The sequence below is a fragment of the Dyadobacter luteus genome (assembly GCF_003383615.1).
Taxonomy (GTDB): domain Bacteria; phylum Bacteroidota; class Bacteroidia; order Cytophagales; family Spirosomataceae; genus Dyadobacter; species Dyadobacter luteus.
In genome coordinates this window covers 121100-139904 of the sequence record NZ_QNUL01000007.1, presented here as the reverse complement: position 1 = coordinate 139904, position 18805 = coordinate 121100, and the positions used below count along the sequence as shown (strand labels likewise).

Here is an 18805-nt window from a genome sequence, read left to right as displayed (position 1 = left end):
AGCAAAAACGCTACCGGATTAGTACTCCGATAGCGTTTTTGCTTTTTTTTACATCCGATTCTATTGAATACGGTTGAACTGTAAGGTATCGATAGAAAAAAGTGGTTTAGCTCCTGCTTCCGGATTTTTGAAAATAAAATAGAGCTTATGCAACTTGTTATCAGCCGGTGCTTTCACAGGAATACTTGTTGTAGCAGAACCTGCTTTTGCCTCTCCAATCTTGATTCCCGCAGGAGAATCTAATCGGATTTCCAGAGTTCCGCCTGCCTGGAATCGGTCATTGATGCTGGTAGCAGCTTCGATATTTGCGATTCCGCTGAGGTCTACATCATCGAATGCGATATAGGCATTGTGTTTTCCAATCACGATTTCCGATCCTGATTCCAGCTTAAATTTGGTAAAATCCTTACCAGCGTCAAATGTGTTTGCATTGACTTTGGCCGGACGAAGAGCCACAGTTTTAGAACCGGTTTGAGGGCCCATGTTACCATTTCCTTTGTCTGTATAACTTGCCGTGAAAATATAAGAACCACTTTTGGGCTTGCTCTCAGGCAGGTAGGTGCTCTTTAATGGCTTTTTGTCAACTACTTTTTCTTTTGCAAGAGACAGTATATATTTCACCATTTCTTCTGCCTCTTCCGGCTTATGCTGTGGGTGGGCTGCCATGGCCTGCTCTCCCCATACACCGCCGCCGCCATTCAGCACTTTTTGAGCCAAAGTTTTAACGGAATTACGCTCATTTTCGTAGCGTTTGGCTACCTCGCGGTAAGATGGTCCGATAGATTTCTTATCAACAGAATGGCAAGCTTTGCAATCGCTTAATTCGATCATTCTTTTTCCTGTTTCAAAACCTGTATTGGCCTGGTGTCCCTGCGCCAATTGTGTTTTGTCAAATCCTTCAAGATAATTGATCGTGAGTGTCACTTCATCTTCGGGGATTTTTTTGGTTGCCAGGCTTCCATCTTCCTTGTCAGTTACGGATACCTCGTAGGCAACCGGTTTGTTGGCCCAATAGAAGGTTTTGTTACCTTTTATGGCTACATCCACTTTTGGAATAGCGTTTCCTGCCTTCACCACAACCTCAGACTTATGGCTGTTGCCAGCGCTATCTGTCACTTTCAAAACTGCTGTGTATTCTCCTGCTTTGGTGTAGGTAAATGTAGGATTAGGTAATGTGCTCTTTCCAAGCCCTTTGCCAAATGTCCATTCGTATTTGATCGCATCACCGTCGTAGTCCATAGATCCTTTTGAAGAGAATGTCACCTTCAAAGGAACAGCGCCTGTTGTATTGGTTGCTTTGGCCACAGACAGAGGAACGCGGTTACCCGGATTGTAAGTAATGCGTGACAAGCTGGCTTCATCATTCTGCGCGAACCAGTTGGGGCCATATTCTAATGTATAAAGTGAGCCATCCTTGGCAAACTGCATATCAATAGGATGGCTGAACTTCGTATTGGGCATAAAGCGTTCAATACTCACCAGGTCTCCTTCCTTGTTCATCGTCACCAGATTGATATAATCCCTGATCCAGTCGTAAGAAAAAAACTTGCCATTATAGAATTCCGGAAACTTGATGTTGGTATTTTTGAAATCGTCGGCATAATAAATCGGACCTGCCATCGCATTACGGCCACCTTTACCAACAATAGCTCCAAAGTCAGGTGAATCAGCATAGGGATAGTAAATGAACGCTGGCTGCGCGGGTGGTAACTCGCGTAACCCGGTGTTATGCGGAGAGTCATTTACCGGTTTTGCCGGATCGAAAGGTTTACCTGAAACTTTGGTTTCGAAATCGTATTCTATGTAAGGCTTATTGTCTGCAATAAACATCGGATATCCGAAGTACCCTGCTTTTCTTGCCTGATTTACCTCGTCGTATCCGCGTGGCCCACGTGTCGGGCTGTCATTGGAAGCATCCGGACCTACATCACCCCAGTAAAGAAAACCGGTACGTTGGTCAATAGAGATACGGTAAGGGTTACGGGTGCCCATCACGTAAATCTCAGGACGAGCCTTTGGATTTCCTGCGGGAAAAAGGTTTCCTTCGGGAATATCATATAGGTTGGTGCCGCCTGGCATATTAGCTCTGCGATCGCCATAGCGCGGTTTGATACGTAAAATTTTACCTCTCAGAGAATTGGTATTGGAAGAAGTATGGCGGCCATCCCATCCTTCACGCCCCGGACGGCCATCAAGGGGCCCGTATCCATCGGATTGAAAAGGGTTGATGTCGTCACCAGTTGAGAGATACAGATTGCCCTTGCTGTCCCATTCTATGGAACCGCCGGTATGGCAGCAATCTGTTCTTTTTACCGGAACCGTCAGGAACACTTCTTCAGTAGAAAGGAGCAGCGTATCGTTTACGTCGTCATACTTGAATCTTGATAAATGTTGCGCAGTATCCTTTTCGGTGGAAGGAGGAGAATAGTAAAGATATACAAGTTTGTTGGTGTTAAAGTTCGGGTCGATATTCATCCCCATCAATCCATATTCCTGCTTGCTGTAAACCGGTACTTCTGCAACAAGTTTAATCTTACCGGTTTTAGGATTGTAAAGTTTCACTTTCCCTTTACGCTCAGTTACGAGTACACGATGGTCGTCTAATACTGCGAGTTCAGTTGGTTCGTCCAGCTTAGATACCAAAACCGTTTTGGTAAAACGGTTTTCTTCAGGGCGAGCTTTGCTGTAGTCGAGCTGCGCAGCCATTACATATTGCAGTCCGCCGGTGAGGTGTTTCACAAAAACAGGATTAACGAAAGTAGCATCTTCATGTCCGAAGTTGGTATAAAATGCCTTTCCACCATCGTATTCGTGATACCATGACATGGGATGGTCATCACCCATTTTCCCATCTTTGTACGACTTTTCATCTATTTTAACCAGCACATTTACCTTCTTGTTAAAATTTTTGAAGTCATAGAATTCGTCTTTGATTTTCCACTTTTTAGGGAAACCTTCCATGGAAGGATGCTTGTCATTAACCACGAATGCTTCACCTTCCTGTACGTTAGGATTGCCCGGGTGGCTCGCGAAGTAAGCGCCCGAGAGCTGGTTGTACCATGGCCAGTCGTATTCAGTATCGGTGGCAGCGTGGATACCAACGTAACCTCCACCAGCCTGAATGTAATTTTCGAAAGCTTCCTGTTGAGCGTCATTCAGGACATTTCCTGTAGTATTCAGGAAGACGACCGCACTGTAACGTTTTAGATTTTTAGCTGTAAATAATGCCGCGTTTTCGGTGGTGTCAGTTGTGAAGCCAACTTCTTTACCAAGCCTAATTAATGCATTTTTACCAGCAGGAATAGAGCTGTGCCGGAATCCGGCTGTTTTTGAGAATACCAGAATTCGTTTTTCCGGTACTACGATCTGAGAGAACGCGGTGAATGTAAAACATACAAGCATCATTATGGAGAGAATCAATTTTCCTCCTGAATGAATTTTGCAAGAAATGAGGTTCATGTGCAATTGTATTGAGGTTATGAAAAGGATAGTGGACGGTCTGTTTCAACGAGACTTTATTGCAAAAATTATAATATGATGTAAGAAAAAACCTATCACACATAAGTATGATAGGCTCTTAATATACTGTATATCGACAGTTGAGGACTACAGACCCAATACTTTACGGTTGAAAGCTTCGTCGGTTCCCGCACTTGCGAAATCGTCAAAAGCCTTTGTCGTAACTTCGATAATATGTCCGGCAATGAAAGGAGCACCTTCTGCTGCACCTTGTGAAGGCGACTTAATGCAGCATTCCCATTCCAAAACAGCCCAGCTATCGTAGTCATACTGCGATAGTTTTGAGAAGATAGATGAGAAGTCAACCTGACCATCACCTAATGAACGGAAACGACCTGCTCTGTCGGCCCATCCCGCAAATCCGCTGTAAACACCTTGCTTACCTGTTGGGTTAAACTCGGCATCTTTCACATGGAACGCTTTGATACGGTCATGATAAAGATCGATAAACTGTAGGTAATCCAGTTGCTGCAATACGAAGTGACTCGGATCGTAGTTGATATTCGCGCGCGAGTGACCATCCAGGTAATCTACAAACATTTCGAAAGTAGAACCGTCGAAAAGGTCTTCTCCCGGGTGAAGCTCGTAGCAAAGATCCACGCCATTTTCATCATATACATCTAAAATTGGTTTCCAGCGAGCTGCCAATTCTTTAAATGCTGTTTCTACCAGACCGGCAGGACGTTGTGGCCATGGATACAGAAATGGCCATGCCAAAGCACCTGAGAAAGTAGCACTAGCTTTCAATCCCAGATTTTTACTTGCAATAGCCGTATACTTCAGCTGTTGTGTAGCCCATTCCGCTCTTGCTTTCGGATTGTTACGTACTTCCGGAACTGCAAAACCATCATACAGCTCATCATAAACCGGATGTGAAGCCACAAGCTGTCCGATAATGTGAGAGGCAAGTTCGGTAATTTCCAGCCCTTTGTCGGCCAGTTTACCTTTCAGCTCATCAGCATAAGTCTGCGACTCAGCAGCTTTTTTAATATCGATAATTCTCGGATCCCATATAGGAAGCTGAACACCTTTGTAGCCAAGGTCAGCCATGTATTGGGTAATTCCATCAAAAGTATTGAATGGTGCTTCATCCCCCAGAAACTGGGCAAGAAAGATACCTGGTCCTTTTATTGTTTTCATGTTTAAGAGCTTTTAGCGATTAGCATTGAGCTGTTAGCATACCAATCGTATTAATTTACTTGACTGATTTTGATATTCTCTCATCGCACCGACCCGGTCAATCAATCACTCACTCAAAATTATACAGTTACCCAAGCTTGTGACTTGTTACTTTCCAGGATTCTTTCGCAGATCAATAGCTCGCGGTATCCGTCTGCGAAGGTTGGGAATGTTGGGTTCTCAGGTTGCTTACCTTCTGCGATTGCTGCGTATACTTCTTTGAACAATTGTTTCGACGTATCGGAGAAACCTTCGTTGTGTCCGCCCGGGAATGTGATCAGAGAACGTACATCGTCGTTTACAAGCGATGGGTCGCGTATCAAAACCTCATTGGCTTTGTCTCTGTTTCCAATCCACATTTCGTTCGGAGCTTCTGAAGTCCAGTTGAAAGTTTTCTTGGATCCTGAGATTTCAAGAGTCATACGGTTCTTACGACCGGCAGAAACCTGAGATACTGTAATCACCCCTTTGCTACCATTGTCGAAACGAAGCAATACGTTGGCGTGGTCTTCAGTTGTGATGGGGACATCAGCATAATCTTCAGGTTGAAGCATTTTTCCTGAATACGTTTCAACAGGTTTAAGAGGCTTCTTGCGTGTCTTATGCACTGTATTGAAGTCAGCCAGAACTGAGACAGTCTTCAAGCCTGTGATGTATTCAAGAATATCCATCAGGTGAGAACCGATATCTGCTATCGCTCTTGAATCGCCTGATTTGTCTGGTTCAAGACGCCAGTTGTAATCCGTTTCGTAGAAAAGCCAATCTTGCAGGTAAGAACCGATGAAAGAATAGATTTCACCTAACTCACCTCTTTCACGCATTGACTTCATCTGGCGTGCCAGCGGGTAGTAACGCAGGTTGAAGTGAACGGCATTAACCAAACCAGTTTTTGCAGCAAGTTCTACCAGTTCTTCAGCTTCAGCCAAATCTTTTGCCAGCGGCTTTTCGCAGATTACGTGTTTGCCTGCAAGAAGAGCAGCCTTAGATTGAGAATAGTGAAGGAAGTTTGGCGTACAGATATGAATAGCTTGAATATCTTCCTGCTTCAGCAAGTCTTCGAAAGTGTAAGAACGCGGTATACCAAGCAAATCAGCTTTTTCGCGTGCCAGTTCCGCAGTTACCTCGCAAAGAGCAACGACTTCCACATTAGGGAGACGTCGTAACGCTTCAATATGAGCAGGTCCAATAAATCCGGTACCTACTACGCCAACTTTAATTTTGTTCATAGAATGGATTGTGAAATTGAAAAAGGTATAAAATATTGTTGTGTTCTGCTTTAGAGCGACTGGATGCTATTCGTGGAAATCAGTCCATTTCTGATCTGATTTATCTGATTCCAGTACAGTATCAATAAATTTCATTCCGCGCAAGCCGTCGTAAACAGTCGGGAAATCATATACCGGATCAGGATTTTTACCTTCCCATCTGGCGCGTAAATGCACGGCGAAATTACGATAAAGATTGGCGAATGCTTCAAAATATCCCTCTGGATGTCCTGCCGGGATACGGGTATGTACCTGCGCTGCACGTGACAGATTTCCCACGCCCGTGCGGATGATCCTTGCGCCCTGGTTTGTTTTATGGATCAATGTGTTGGGATCCAGCTGCTTCCATTGCAATCCACCTGTCTCGCCGTACACACGGATGTTCAAATCATTTTCTTCCCCGTTGGCAATCTGGCTGTTTTGCAGAATTCCTTTAGCTCCATTGTCAAAGCGCAGGAGAATATGGGCATCGTCATCCAGCTGGCGACCTTCTACGAAAATGGTCAGGTCGGCGCAAAGTTGCGTGATTTTAAGTCCTGTGATATATTCGGCAAGGTTTTCCGCATGCGTACCAATATCACCTAATCCGCCGGCTGCTCCCGATTTGCTCGGGTCAGTGCGCCAGGCAGCCTGTTTGTTACCAGTAACTTCCACCAGTGTAGCAAGCCATCCCTGCGGATATTCTACAATCACTTTTCTTACTTTACCAATAGCACCCGACGCAATCATTTCTTTTGCCTCTTTCACCATCGGATAACCTGTATAGTTATGCGTCAGGCAGAAAATGAGGCCTGTTTCTTCAACTACTTTTACGATCTCTTCTGCTTGTTCGGTATTTAGGGTTACCGGCTTATCACATACCACATGAAAGCCATTTTCAAGTGCAAGTTTGGTAGGACCTGCGTGCATATGGTTAGGTGTAACGATGGAAACGAAATCCATTCTTTCACCTAATGGAAGCAGCTTTTCCTTCGCGATCATTTCTTCAAAATCTCTGTATACCCTGTCTTCAGGCAAATAAAGGGCTTTGCCCGTTTCTTTGGACTTCTCCGGATTAGAGCTGAAAACGCCGCAAACCAGTTCAATCTCTCCGTCCATGATGGCCGCACGACGATGAACCCCACCGATGAATGCATCAAGTGAGCCACCGATCATACCCATTCTTATCTTTCGTGACATTCCTGTTTGTTTAAAGTTTAGAAAAGATTAACTGTTCATAAAAGTGCACCCTGAGTGACTCTTACTTTTTACAAATATAAATTTATAGTGTAAAAAACGTGGTATAACTGCCGAATTGAGTAGTAGATTTGACAATTATTTGTTTTTTTTGTGAAAATCTTACATTTAAAGTATAGCCCCAATTCTTAATCTTTCTCATTCAAATATTCAAATTTACTGGTCACATGTCTCAACCGATTAACAGCACAAGACTCTTTAACGCAAGTTGTTTTGCGCTCATTACCACAGCGTTCTCTTTCAGTATACGTGCTGGTATCCTTCCTCAATTAGGAACAGAATTCAATCTTACTGCCGAGCAGCTTGGCTTTATTAACTCCATGTTTTTCTTCGGATTCCCGATTTCTATGGTAATCGGCGGGTTGGTTTACAGAAGCGTGGGACCCAAAACTATCATGCAGGTGGCATTTGTTTCTCACATCATCGGGATTGTGATGACCATTTATTCAGGAGGCTATACCGGGCTTTTGATTTCAACATTCTTTATTGGTATTGGTAACGGTTGTACTGAGGCAGCATGTAATCCTATGATTGCGGATGCTTACACAGGTTTGAAAATGAATAAAATGCTTAACCGTTTTCACATGTGGTTCCCTGGGGGAATTGTGGTAGGTAGTCTTATTTCGAAATTTATGACAGATTTCGGATTCGGATGGCAGGCACAGATTTGGGTGATTATGATCCCAACGATCATTTATGTATTCCTTTTCTTCGGACAGGCATTCCCGAAACCTGCGAGCGAAGCTGTTGGTTCAATTGCGGAAAACGTGAAGGCAATGTTCTCTCCGCTATTCCTTTTTATCTTCTTCTGTATGGCGTTCACTGCAATCTCAGAATTCGGACCTCAACAATGGACTGGAATGATTATGAGTAAGAGCGGTGCAAGCCCTATGTTGATCCTTGCACTGGTTACTGGTCTGATGGCGGTGATGCGTTTCTTCGCTGCTCCGGTAGTGAAGCTATTGGGTGCAACAGGTATTTTGTGGACTGCTTCATTCCTTACTGCAATTGGTATTTACCTGTTCAGCACAGTAACAGGACCTGCAGCATACTTTGCAGCTGTTATTTTTGCACTGGGTGTAGGTCTATTCTGGCCAACTATGGTAGGGTTTGTAGCACAGTACGTTCCATTGAGCGGTGCATTGGGTATGTCTATCATCGGTGGTGTAGGTATGCTTTCAACTTCAATCTTCCAGCCAATTATCGGTGGATGGATTGATGCTGATACTGCTGAAAAAGCTGCTCAGGGATTGACTGGTGACGAATTGGCGCTGGCTGCTGGTCAGGCTACGCTGAGTACTATGATTGCATTCCCTGCAGTGTTGATCGTTGCATTCGGTATCCTGTTCTTCTGGATGAAAGGACGTAAAGTTGAGAACACTGCGGCTGTAGCGGCTCACTAACAGATAAAAGTTAATTAAGGAAAAGGGTCGTTTCAGCTGGTGAGACGACCCTTTTCTTTTACACGATAGATGAGAGATTGTAATGATTAATTCAGAACGGATTATCTGAAGTCAATTGGCAACATGTATTTGACCCGTACCATTTTACCAGATTGAGAACCCGGGCTCCATTGTGGCATGGCGTTCACTACCCGAAGTGCCTCTTTGTCATGTTCGGCGCTCAGACTTTTGACAAGTGTCACATCCTGTCTGCTACCGTCGGTATTCACGATAAAGGAAATAAAAGCCTTTCCGGTTATTTTCTGATTGGGCGCAGATTCGGGGACAACCAGGTTCTCAGTGATAAACTTCTTTCTGGCTTCAGCTCCACCAGGAAATTCGGGTTGTTGCTCTACAACTGTAAAATACCGCTCTTCGGATTTATTCAAATTACTTTGACCAAATGATGGGAAATAAGCTTTGCCTACCAGTAAAATAGTCCATAGAGCAATTTGTATCGAAAAGGGGTATTTGGCTTTGAGATGGCGGTAAAGTTTCATTGTAAAGAGGTTTGGGATACTTTAAGGAAATAGGATGGGGAGATTATATCTTATCTTCGATATTTCATCGTGCCTGTAGCGGCCTGGCTTCCACCTGGGCATTAATTTTATGATTTTTGTTGCTTCCAGATCATGCTGAGGACTCAATCCCTTAAGAACACGTATATCAGATAAACTGCCATCTTCATTAATAATAAACGACATAAACACTCGTCCTGGAAGTTTTAAAGATCCAGGAGATTGAGGTGATACCAGATTGTCATGAATGAATTTTTGAAGCGCAGTGTGTCCTCCCGGGAATTCTGGCGACTTTGATAATACGCATTCCCAATAAGGTTTTTCTGTGCTCACACTGTCAATTTGCGAAATCGCTTTTTGACGGGACTGTGCTTGAACAAGATTTGTATTGTAGATAAGGTTGATGATTAACACTGTTGTGAAAGTCGATTGAGCAGACATAGGCTTTTACAAATCAATACGGGAACAATAGTTAAATTTATATATAATTATTTTATATATAAAATAATAGATCTATTATTTCGTAAATTGCTATTATTAGGGTGTTTATAAAAATATGATAACTATGATATCCGCCACTGAATTAAAGAGGCATCCCTTTGCTGTAGTAACTTATATGACTTATATCGTGCTATGGATTTTGTTTGTGAGCGGAGTGTATAGTATTGAAGCGAAGTGGGAAGGGCAGGGAGGGATCCGGTGTGCGACAGGAGTGATGGTTACATTTTTTATGATGCTGGCTTTGTCGGCTCTGTTTCTGGTATCAAGTCTATTATTTACCTTCTTTACAAGAGACAAAAAATTCTTTGGTTACTTAACTCTTGGAGTTTTACTGCCAGTAATTATCGTCCTTTTGTGGCAATCAGTGCGATAGGCGGGTATTTTGAAATGTATAGAAAAACAAAAAACGACCTCTTGAGGAGATCGTTTTTAACACTTACTTTATTTTCACAATGGTAACACCAGCACCTCCGCGGTCCGGATGTTCGTCCTGAAAACCACCTACCTGGGAATACCCACGTAAATGATTCCGGACAAGCGTTCGTAAGATACCATCTCCTTTTCCGTGTACAATACGAATCTCGTCATAGCCGAGCATAATAGCGTTGTCCATAAACTGATCAACCATGCCGAGGGCTTCTTCGCCACGTTTGCCACGCATGTCCAGGTTGAAACTGAAATTCATCATGCGCTCGTTCAGGTCTACACCTTTTGCACTTGTTTTGAGTTTTTTCTCGCCGGTTGCTGCTTTGTAGGTTTTGTTGCTGACTCTTTCCAGGCGGTTCAGCTTAATAGTCGATTTAAGATCACCAATACGTATTTCAGCATCCTTACCTTTGATATTCAGTACTTCTCCGATAGCAGTTTGTCCGGTAATACGAACATAACTTCCCGCGACAATAGCACCTTCCTCCGGTTCGTAGATATCCTCAGGTTTTTCCTGATCAGGAATGACTTCGGGCTGCAAGCTGGTCTTACCAAACTTCTCCAGATTTTGTCTGACAGTCTTGGTTTTCTCTTTCTCAGCTTTGTTTTCCTTGATTTCCCTGATCGTGTTTTCGATCATCTGGTTGGCATCGGCAATCAGCGTTTTGGCTTTTTGCTTGGCATCGTTTACTATTTTTTTCTCGTTCGTTTCGAGCTTTGTTTTTAGATGATTATAATCTTCAAGCTGTTTGCTAAGCTTACGTTCCTTAATGCCCAACTCGATATTTTTCTCCGAAAATACGCGTCGTTCAATATCCAGTTCTTTTAAAAGCTTCTCGAAATTAACCTGTTGTGTTCCCAGCTTTTCCTTTGCACGATTAACCACAGCTTTTGGAAGACCAATTTTGGAAGCAATTTCGAATGCAAATGAGCTTCCCGGACGACCTATTTCCAGCTGATAAAGCGGTTCCATATGTTCGCCATCAAAACGCATGGCACCATTAACAAGTCCGTCGGTTTTATCGGCCAACACTTTCAGGTTGGTGTAATGTGTGTTAATCACACCAAAAGCGCCCGATTTGGTCAGATCCTCCAGAATGGCTTCGGCAATTGCGCCACCCAATCCGGGCTCTGTACCGGTTCCGAACTCATCTATCAGAAACAGGGTTCGCTTGTTGGCCATGGTCAGGAAGTGACGCATGTTGGTCAGGTGGGAGCTGTATGTACTCAGATCGTTTTCCAGCGACTGTTCATCACCGATGTCAATGAAAATGTTCTGGAAAAAACCCATGGATGAGTCTTCGCGCATAGGCACGAGCAACCCGCATTGAAACATATATTGTATCAATCCGACTGTTTTCAAAGAAACAGATTTACCACCGGCATTTGGCCCCGATACGATTAAAATCCGCTCTTTCTCTTTCAATTCAATATTAAGAGGAATTACTTTTTTTCCTTGTTTCTGAAAAGAAAGATGGAGCAGGGGATGCCTCGCCTCGGACCATTGTACAAACTGCCGGTTATGAAATTCGGGACTGATCGCACTCATTTCCTGAGCCAGTTTTGCCTTCGCTCTCAGAAAATCCATTAATCCGAGGAATTGATAGGCTTTCTGTAAATCAGGAACGAAAGGGCGCAGTTTACTGGTCAGTTCTAACAGAATTCTATTGATTTCCCTACGCTCTTCGTATTCCAGTTCACGTATTTCGTTATTGGATTCGAATACATCAGTCGGTTCGATAAACACCGTTTGTCCCGTCGCCGATTCATCATGGATAAATCCTTTGAGTTTCCTTTTATGCTCCGCCGCTACGGGTATCACCATTCTCCCATTACGAATGGTAAGAGAAACATCGTCGCTCACCCAACCGTTGCTCTTGGCTGAACGCAACATGGTATCCAGCTTCTTCCTGATGCCAGCTTGCTCTGAAATGAGTTTCTGACGTATTCTGGAAAGCTCCGGTGATGCAGAGTCACGGATTTGTCCGCGGTCGTCAATGATCCTCTCAATAGCATCCGTAATAGCCTTATCGACACGAACGTTTTTAGCGTATTCCGCTAGCAAAGGAAATGCACCTTCTTCCTGATTTGAGAAGAAGCTTATGCAAAGTTTAATCGTATGCATTGAAACTTTCAGGTCAGAAAACTCAGCCTGAGTGAGTAGCATTCCTTCAATCGCAGCTCGTTTGAGGTAAGGCGTGGCATCAATGTAATTCTGCGAAGGAAAATTCTCTCCGATCTCCAGGATCTTTTTCATTTCAGCAGTTTGGCTTACCAGTTTTTCAACCATACCAAAATTGTCTGAAAATCTTATTTTTTCAACAAAATACTGGCCAAGCGGACTAATGCATGCATCTCTGAGCCAGTCACGTAATTTGTCGAAGCCTAGTTTTTGTTCAAGTGTAGCAGGGTATAACATGCTTATTTATAAATACTGAACAGCGTAGCTATCCAATCAAAAGGTCAAATTAAATAAATACTGAATCTGAGTCGCAGTACTTATGTATACGACTCAGAACAAAATAAGATTTTTTAGAGGTAATTAGTTCAATATCACCGATCAGAAGATTTCACGGACTTCGTCTTTGAGGATTTTCAATGCATGAGTGGTGGGTTGAGTTTCCCGTGCGATTACAATCGAAAATATTTTCTTTCCCAGATCAGTGGCAGGAGATTCCGGAGAAACCTGTGCTGCTGCGTTATTGATATCGGCTATCACTTCATTCATCGCCAATCCTATCTGTTCCCAGGTATTGTTGCTGATATAGATCTGCTGTGCGACGTTATGATTGTACTCTTCACGGATATCGTTCAAAAGGATTTGCTGTAATTCCAATGCACTGGTAGCGACAGGCGCCAGGCGTAACAGAAGACTCGAAGGACTAATTCTCTCCAGAAAAAGCGACATGCGCTCGTACGCCTGCAGCCGTAAAGGCAAAGTGAGATCGGTATTTTTTCTTCTTGCTTCGATCTGCTGTTTTAAAATGATCTTATCCGTTACCGTTGTGATGGTAAGGTAAACACCGTAAACAATAATTGATAAGCCCAGGATAACCGTTGCAATACTCAGATAGTAGTCCATTGTGCAGAACAAGGATAATTTTGATTTAAAGAAGCCAAAATTACAAGATAACTTACATTACTCAGAAGAATATTTGAAGAAAACGAATTCCCTTAAGTAATTTCATGTTAGCTAGCTTTACCGCATATCTGTTACATGGAAGATCCGATTACAATTACCGAAGCAGCAAGGGAGGAAATTATCTCAACTTTGCAGGCAAACAAGATACCAGATAGCTATGGATTACGGGTCGGCCTGAAAGGCGGAGCCTGTAGTGGTACATTTTTACTGGGTTTTGACACCCAGTCTGAATTTGACCAGCTATATCTTATAGATGGTATCAGGGTTTACATTGACCGCCGGCATCTGATGTACGTGGTTGGCCTTTCGGTTGATTACGAAGAAGGGATGAACGGCAGCGGTTATACGGTTTCTACTCTTTCAGATAAGCAATAGCCAGTAATTTTAATCTTCAATAGTTACATGTTTCCAGTTCTCTCCTGATCTTATGCGGTTTAGCTGAGTGTGGGTAATTCCGAACTGCTTTGCGATCATCTTCAGGCGATTGTTGTCATTTTTTAACAACTTTTTGATAATCCGCACCTTACTTTCTGTCAGTTTGTAGTTTTTGGTTCGCTTGGGAATAACACGATTGATGAATGCAGGATTCTCTCTGTTGTGATCAATCATCTCTGCTTTAGTAACCCATTTAAGGTTCTCATAATAGTTATTCTGTTTTTCAAAATCAACATGAATAACAAAGGTATGTTCAGCACTTGTCTTGTCCACGAAATACTCTGCTACAAGCTTGTGGACATAGCGGTTAATCGTTTTACCTCCGCTAACCCGTATGTTCAGCGACCGATAACCTTGTATTACGGAACCTTTGATTACTGCTCCATCCTTAGGATTGTTCTGAAAACTTTTCAGCCTGCCATAGTTGGAAACTTCGTAATGGGGAGCATTTTCGATTTCGTCGAACTTTATTTTTTCCCACTTTTCGTTCCAGAAACTCCGACTTACATTTGATTCGCTCATTTTATTTCAGGTAATATTTTTGATATTGCTTTATCTCGTCTCATATCATCAAATGAAACATTTTTGACCGGTGGCCTGTTTCCTTAGTCTGATGAAATTAATTCTCACTTTCTACATCTAATTATACACATGAAGAACACCTTAATTATCGGAGCTTCTTCCAATCCTTCCAGATACGCTTATCTGGCTGCACAAAGACTAACTGCAATGGGGCACTCTATTTTTTTGCTGGGTCGCAGGAAAGGTTCTGTCTTGGGTCAGGAGATTCATCTTGAAAAGATTAACCTGTCTGATATAGATACAGTTACGCTGTATGTCAATCCAAGTCATCAACCTGAGTATTACGACTATATTATTTCACTGGAACCCAAACGTGTCATTTTCAATCCGGGAACTGAAAATCCTGAGTTTGAAATTATGCTCCGTTCTAAAAATATCATACCAGTGCAGGGCTGTACATTGGTGATGCTGGCATCAGGACAATATTAGTTAAGTAACCGCTACATTATTACCAGCGGATAAGTGCTGAAGCCCACGTAAATCCGCTTCCAAATGCCGCAAGGCACACCAGATCTCCCTCTTTGAATTTCCCGTTTTCCCATGCTTCAGCCATTGCAATAGGTATTGAGGCCGCGGTAGTATTTCCGAATCGCTGAATGTTGTTAATCACCTGTTCTTCGGCAAGACCCATTTGCTGTCTTACATAATCGCTGATACGGATATTGGCCTGGTGCGGAACCAGAAGGTTTACATCCGATGATTTGTACCCATTGGCATTGAGAGCTTCCTGAATCACCTCCCCAAATTTTACAATGGCATGTTTAAAAACGGCATTTCCGTTCATATACACATTAAAACCACCTGAATCCAGCAAGTCTTGTGTCACAGGACGATCAGGACGACTGCTTCCCGGATCTTTCACATACAGTTCTTCAGCATAGCGCCCGTCGGCGTGCAGGTGGGTGGAGAGAATAGCGTGTTCAGGATCATTGGTAGCCTGAAGCACTGCCGCTCCAGCTCCATCGCCGAAAATAACCGCAGTGTTCCTTCCTGCAGTACTCTTGTCAATCCATGAAGATTGTATCTCGGCTCCCACTACCAATGCAGTTTTATACATCCCGGTTTTGATAAACTGGTCGGCGATGGAAAGAGCGTATACAAATCCGGAACATTGCTGACGAATATCAATTACAGGTTTCCCATCCATTCCCAATTCACGCTGCATTAAAAATGCGGAGCCAGGGAAAAAATAGTCGGGAGTAATAGTAGCGTAAATGATCACATCCACCTCATTGGCACCGACTCCGGCCCGTTCCATAGCCTGGCGGGAGGCAGCGGTAGCCATGCTGTAGTTGGTGTCTTTTCCATATTCAAAAAAACGACGTTCCCGAATACCAGTCCGCTCCTGAATCCATTCATCGGAAGTTTCCATCCATTGAGAAAGATCGTCGTTTGTAACTACGTTTTCAGGGACATAATAGCCCAGACCGGTTATACGGGAAAAAGTCATATCTGCAATAAGAAGATTTAGTAGTGTCGCACCTTAGCGAAAGCGCATTATTGCAACATGATTACAAATGAAATAAAAAAAATAATAAACCTGTCATTTTCGCCGACCTTTACTTCTTAGCGATGAGGTTGTTAAGTAGGGATAACAGGATGTAGAAGAGAATAATGACAGGAATTGCAAGGATTTTCAGCAGAAATAGCAATGTCAAACTGACTAGGATCAAACTAAACCGCATTTCATTCCCCTTCCACCCGAATGATTTGAATTTGAGGGCAAGTAGAGGAATTTCTGCCACCAGTAAAAAAGACATTACCGCTGTAAGTATCCATAAATTTGTTGTGTTGACGATCAGCCACTTCCATTCGTCACCATAAAAATGAAGAATCAGAGGAAGCGATGCGATCAGCATGGCATTGGCTGGTGTTGGAACACCGATAAAAGTATCACTCTGGCGCGGATCGTTGTTGAATTTGGCAAGCCTGATAGCAGAGAAAATCGCTATCATAAAAGCAGGGTAGGCTTTCCAGATGCCGAACAGATCAGGAATACTCTGCATCAGTAGCTGAAAAACAATAACTGCAGGCAACAGACCGAAAGTGACCATATCTGCAAGCGAGTCCAAGTCGCGGCCAATAGGTGATGACACTCCCAGGAGGCGGGCTACGAAACCGTCAAAAAAATCAAATACAAGTGCTATACCAATCAGCAGACAGGATAGCAGAACATTGTTATGAAAAACCTCAACGACACCAATACAGCCACAGAGCAAATTGGCGCATGTTAACGCGTTGGGAATATTTTTACGGATCATGAAATCTGAGCTTGTAGCAGCTATTTTAGAAATGGGTTATTCTTTTTTTCGAAACCAATAGTGGTGGGGCCCATGTGTCCTGCATAAACTTTATATGCATCACCAAGTGTAAATAACTGCGTTTTGATACTGTTGATCAGTACGTCAAAATTACCAGCCGGAAGATCAGTACGGCCTATGCTCTGGCGGAACAATACGTCGCCGCCTATCACAAACTGCTGCTCATGACTCACAAAAGCTACATGGCCGGGAGCATGGCCGGGTACGAATAGAATATCCAGTTGTGAAGAACCAAAACTGATTTTTTCACCTTCTTTCAGATAACCATCAATAGCTGGTTCATCAAAAGCAGGAAAACCATAGTTGGATGCATAGGATCTTACTGCTTTCAATACTGGCTCATCCAGTTGGTGCAGGTAAAAAGGGATATTATACTTTATTTTAATAGCTTCCACGCCAAGCACATGGTCAATATGTGCATGGGTATTTACAATACTGATCGGTTTAAGCGCATTCGTTTCTATATACTGATACAATTCCGCGAACTCAGCTTTGTTGTGACAACCGGGATCAATAATGACTGCTTCTCCCGTTTCGTCGCTGAGAACGTAGGTGTTTTCCGAAAATGGATTGAATGTGAAGGATTGTACTTGTATCATTTATATAGGTAAGATCTGATTTAAAGTCGTTGACAGGGCGGCAAAGTTACAAAACACTTCTTGAACTCTTTGCCAAGCCAGTTTATCGTTAGCGTTACAATTATTCAGCCAGATTGAGTGTAGCCTTGATCTTGTCGTAATAGAGATTGACTAATCCCTCATATTTAGAGTCGGTTCCAACACAAAGCCATAGTTCGCCCTTGTCGTTGGTTCGTACTACCAAAGAGTTGCCTGGGCTGGAGCGGGAAATGAGCCGATATACAAAGGTGTTCCCACCATTGGCCACATTGCCAAGCGTAACCATCTGGGTTCCTCCGGCTGACTCAGTTCCTTTGTCAATATTAACTTTGTAAATACCATTTTCTGCAATTCGAACCGGTTCCTCCGCAGATGCACCTGCCTTGAGATATACGGAACTGCCGGGAGAGCCAATCACATCAGCGGCATCGGGATATTGCGTAGCCAGGTTGACATCAAATGTGATTTGATAGTCAGTATTATTACGGAGTCCCGTTATTCTCTTCTTCATAAACATGAACATATTACCGCTACGGTTATTGCTTTGCATTCGCAACGAATACCGTGTTGTGTCCAGCGGTGCCGGTAATCTGGAAACGCCGGCTTGCAGGTTGAGAACGCTATCAACTGCTGTTGTCCTGTATTCAGCGAAGCTGGCAGTCCATCCGTTAGCGTCAGGATCCGAATCAGATTGAAACTCTGATTCGACCATGATTACACCATTTAATTTAGTATCATTATTACATGAGTACAAGCTTGTTACCAAAGCAATACTCATGATAAATATCCATTTATTCATAAAAAAACGTTTAACAAGCTCCGCATTTTCGAGGAGCAAGGAAATATGTGTTTCAGTAAGACTACCCGATTATAAAAATGGTTGGTTTCTTATGTAAATCAGGTTTCTTTTTGCGCCATTCTTTTACTGGCAATGTTTTCATAAACTCGTCTGCGGCAGTGATGTTGGATGCGACAGACAACATGGTTTCCGCCTGGCATGTCTCTAAAACTGCATCCATCAGCTGATTATTGCGGAAAGGGGTTTCCATGAAAATCTGTGTTTGTAGCTTGGCATGCGCGTCTCTCTCCAGTTGTTGAATATTCTTTTTCCTCAGCGCTTTATCGATAGGAAGGTAACCATGAAAAACAAAGGATTGACCACTCATGCCCGATGCCATCAGCGCCAATAGAATTGAAGATGGCCCTACCAGAGGAACTACCTGTATAGACAGCTGGTGCGCGATTTTGACAGCTACGGCTCCGGGATCAGCCACGCCGGGACAACCCGCTTCGGATATAATTCCCGCATCTTTTTGAAGATGAAGCAATTGCTTTCTGGTTTCTTCTTCCGGAGTATCTTTGGTAAGTTCAAAAAAAGTGAGATTATCGATTACCTTCCCCAATCTGAGGCTACTGATAAAGCGCCTTGCGGTACGTATGTTTTCAACAAAGAAAACATCAAGTTCGAGGATAGCTTCTTTGATGGAAGGACTAAGTACTGTGTCATTGGTATCCTCGGCCAGAGGGCACGGTATAAGGTAAAGGGATGTCCCCTGCGGGTTTTTCATGCTACATATTTATATTCATTTCCAACCTTTGGAGCTGAAAAGGCATCTTATCAA

General features: G+C 43.2%; 18 protein-coding genes. 4 read left to right on the top strand and 14 right to left on the bottom strand.

Annotated features, from left to right (window positions below):
- Window positions 1-60: 60 nt before the first annotated feature.
- The 4 genes from DSL64_RS11675 to DSL64_RS11660 all read right to left on the bottom strand — a co-directional run bounded on the left by DSL64_RS11675 (window position 61) and on the right by DSL64_RS11660 (window position 7124).
- Window positions 61-3405 (bottom strand): ThuA domain-containing protein, encoded by a 3345-nt coding sequence (locus DSL64_RS11675; RefSeq protein ID WP_229217052.1) that lies wholly within the window; start codon window positions 3403-3405, stop codon window positions 61-63.
- Between the two features lie 201 nt (window positions 3406-3606).
- The gene (locus DSL64_RS11670) at window positions 3607-4659 is read right to left on the bottom strand and encodes a sugar phosphate isomerase/epimerase family protein (RefSeq protein ID WP_115831071.1); all 1053 of its coding nucleotides are present in this window, start codon (window positions 4657-4659) and stop codon (window positions 3607-3609) included.
- A 119-nt stretch (window positions 4660-4778) separates the two neighbouring features.
- Complete coding sequence (locus tag DSL64_RS11665) at window positions 4779-5924, bottom strand: Gfo/Idh/MocA family protein (RefSeq protein ID WP_115831070.1); 1146 nt, start codon at window positions 5922-5924, stop codon at window positions 4779-4781.
- Window positions 5925-5990: 66 nt separating this feature from the next.
- Window positions 5991-7124 carry a Gfo/Idh/MocA family protein gene (locus tag DSL64_RS11660; protein ID WP_115831069.1) on the bottom strand — a complete coding sequence of 378 codons (1134 nt, stop codon included), beginning with the start codon at window positions 7122-7124 and terminating at the stop codon, window positions 5991-5993.
- 242 nt (window positions 7125-7366) lie between these two features.
- On the opposite strand from DSL64_RS11660, the gene DSL64_RS11655 reads away from it, so the two are divergent.
- Window positions 7367-8602 (top strand): MFS transporter, encoded by a 1236-nt coding sequence (locus DSL64_RS11655; protein ID WP_115831068.1) that lies wholly within the window; start codon window positions 7367-7369, stop codon window positions 8600-8602.
- Between the two features lie 101 nt (window positions 8603-8703).
- Here the strand turns inward: DSL64_RS11655 and DSL64_RS11650 are convergent, their stop codons facing one another.
- Window positions 8704-9141 carry an energy transducer TonB gene (locus DSL64_RS11650; protein ID WP_115831067.1) on the bottom strand — a complete coding sequence of 146 codons (438 nt, stop codon included), beginning with the start codon at window positions 9139-9141 and terminating at the stop codon, window positions 8704-8706.
- Window positions 9142-9162: 21 nt separating this feature from the next.
- Window positions 9163-9600, bottom strand: coding sequence for an energy transducer TonB (locus DSL64_RS29545; RefSeq protein WP_115831066.1), 438 nt, complete (start codon window positions 9598-9600; stop codon window positions 9163-9165).
- A 124-nt stretch (window positions 9601-9724) separates the two neighbouring features.
- Here DSL64_RS29545 and DSL64_RS11640 point away from each other — a divergent pair, with 124 nt between their 5' ends.
- The gene (locus DSL64_RS11640) at window positions 9725-10033 is read left to right on the top strand and encodes a hypothetical protein (protein WP_147300357.1); all 309 of its coding nucleotides are present in this window, start codon (window positions 9725-9727) and stop codon (window positions 10031-10033) included.
- A 63-nt stretch (window positions 10034-10096) separates the two neighbouring features.
- Here the strand turns inward: DSL64_RS11640 and DSL64_RS11635 are convergent, their stop codons facing one another.
- Both DSL64_RS11635 and DSL64_RS11630 read right to left on the bottom strand, forming a co-directional pair.
- Window positions 10097-12505 (bottom strand): endonuclease MutS2, encoded by a 2409-nt coding sequence (locus DSL64_RS11635; RefSeq protein ID WP_115831064.1) that lies wholly within the window; start codon window positions 12503-12505, stop codon window positions 10097-10099.
- Window positions 12506-12646: 141 nt separating this feature from the next.
- Window positions 12647-13168, bottom strand: coding sequence for a DUF7935 family protein (locus DSL64_RS11630; RefSeq protein WP_115831063.1), 522 nt, complete (start codon window positions 13166-13168; stop codon window positions 12647-12649).
- A 135-nt stretch (window positions 13169-13303) separates the two neighbouring features.
- Between DSL64_RS11630 and DSL64_RS11625 the strand changes: the two genes are divergently transcribed.
- Window positions 13304-13603, top strand: coding sequence for a HesB/IscA family protein (locus DSL64_RS11625; protein ID WP_115831062.1), 300 nt, complete (start codon window positions 13304-13306; stop codon window positions 13601-13603).
- Between the two features lie 9 nt (window positions 13604-13612).
- Here DSL64_RS11625 and DSL64_RS11620 read toward each other — a convergent pair whose 3' ends face one another.
- Complete coding sequence (locus DSL64_RS11620) at window positions 13613-14185, bottom strand: NUMOD4 domain-containing protein (RefSeq protein ID WP_115831061.1); 573 nt, start codon at window positions 14183-14185, stop codon at window positions 13613-13615.
- A 129-nt stretch (window positions 14186-14314) separates the two neighbouring features.
- Between DSL64_RS11620 and DSL64_RS11615 the strand changes: the two genes are divergently transcribed.
- Window positions 14315-14674: a CoA-binding protein gene (locus tag DSL64_RS11615; RefSeq protein ID WP_115831060.1), complete on the top strand. Its 360-nt coding sequence runs from the start codon at window positions 14315-14317 to the stop codon at window positions 14672-14674.
- A gap of 19 nt (window positions 14675-14693) precedes the next feature.
- Here the strand turns inward: DSL64_RS11615 and DSL64_RS11610 are convergent, their stop codons facing one another.
- From DSL64_RS11610 to DSL64_RS11590, 5 genes are all read right to left on the bottom strand, one after another.
- On the bottom strand, window positions 14694-15695 hold the full coding sequence (locus DSL64_RS11610; protein ID WP_115831059.1) for a 3-oxoacyl-ACP synthase III family protein: 1002 nt from the start codon (window positions 15693-15695) through the stop codon (window positions 14694-14696).
- Window positions 15696-15804: 109 nt separating this feature from the next.
- Window positions 15805-16506 (bottom strand): CDP-diacylglycerol--serine O-phosphatidyltransferase, encoded by a 702-nt coding sequence (pssA, locus tag DSL64_RS11605; protein ID WP_115831058.1) that lies wholly within the window; start codon window positions 16504-16506, stop codon window positions 15805-15807.
- A 20-nt stretch (window positions 16507-16526) separates the two neighbouring features.
- A complete protein-coding gene (locus DSL64_RS11600) occupies window positions 16527-17165 on the bottom strand; it encodes an MBL fold metallo-hydrolase (protein ID WP_115831057.1) in 639 nt (212 codons plus the stop codon).
- A 100-nt stretch (window positions 17166-17265) separates the two neighbouring features.
- The gene (locus DSL64_RS11595; RefSeq protein WP_147300356.1) at window positions 17266-17982 is read right to left on the bottom strand and encodes a hypothetical protein; all 717 of its coding nucleotides are present in this window, start codon (window positions 17980-17982) and stop codon (window positions 17266-17268) included.
- Between the two features lie 61 nt (window positions 17983-18043).
- Window positions 18044-18751: an SAM-dependent methyltransferase gene (locus DSL64_RS11590; RefSeq protein WP_115831055.1), complete on the bottom strand. Its 708-nt coding sequence runs from the start codon at window positions 18749-18751 to the stop codon at window positions 18044-18046.
- Window positions 18752-18805 lie beyond the last annotated feature (54 nt).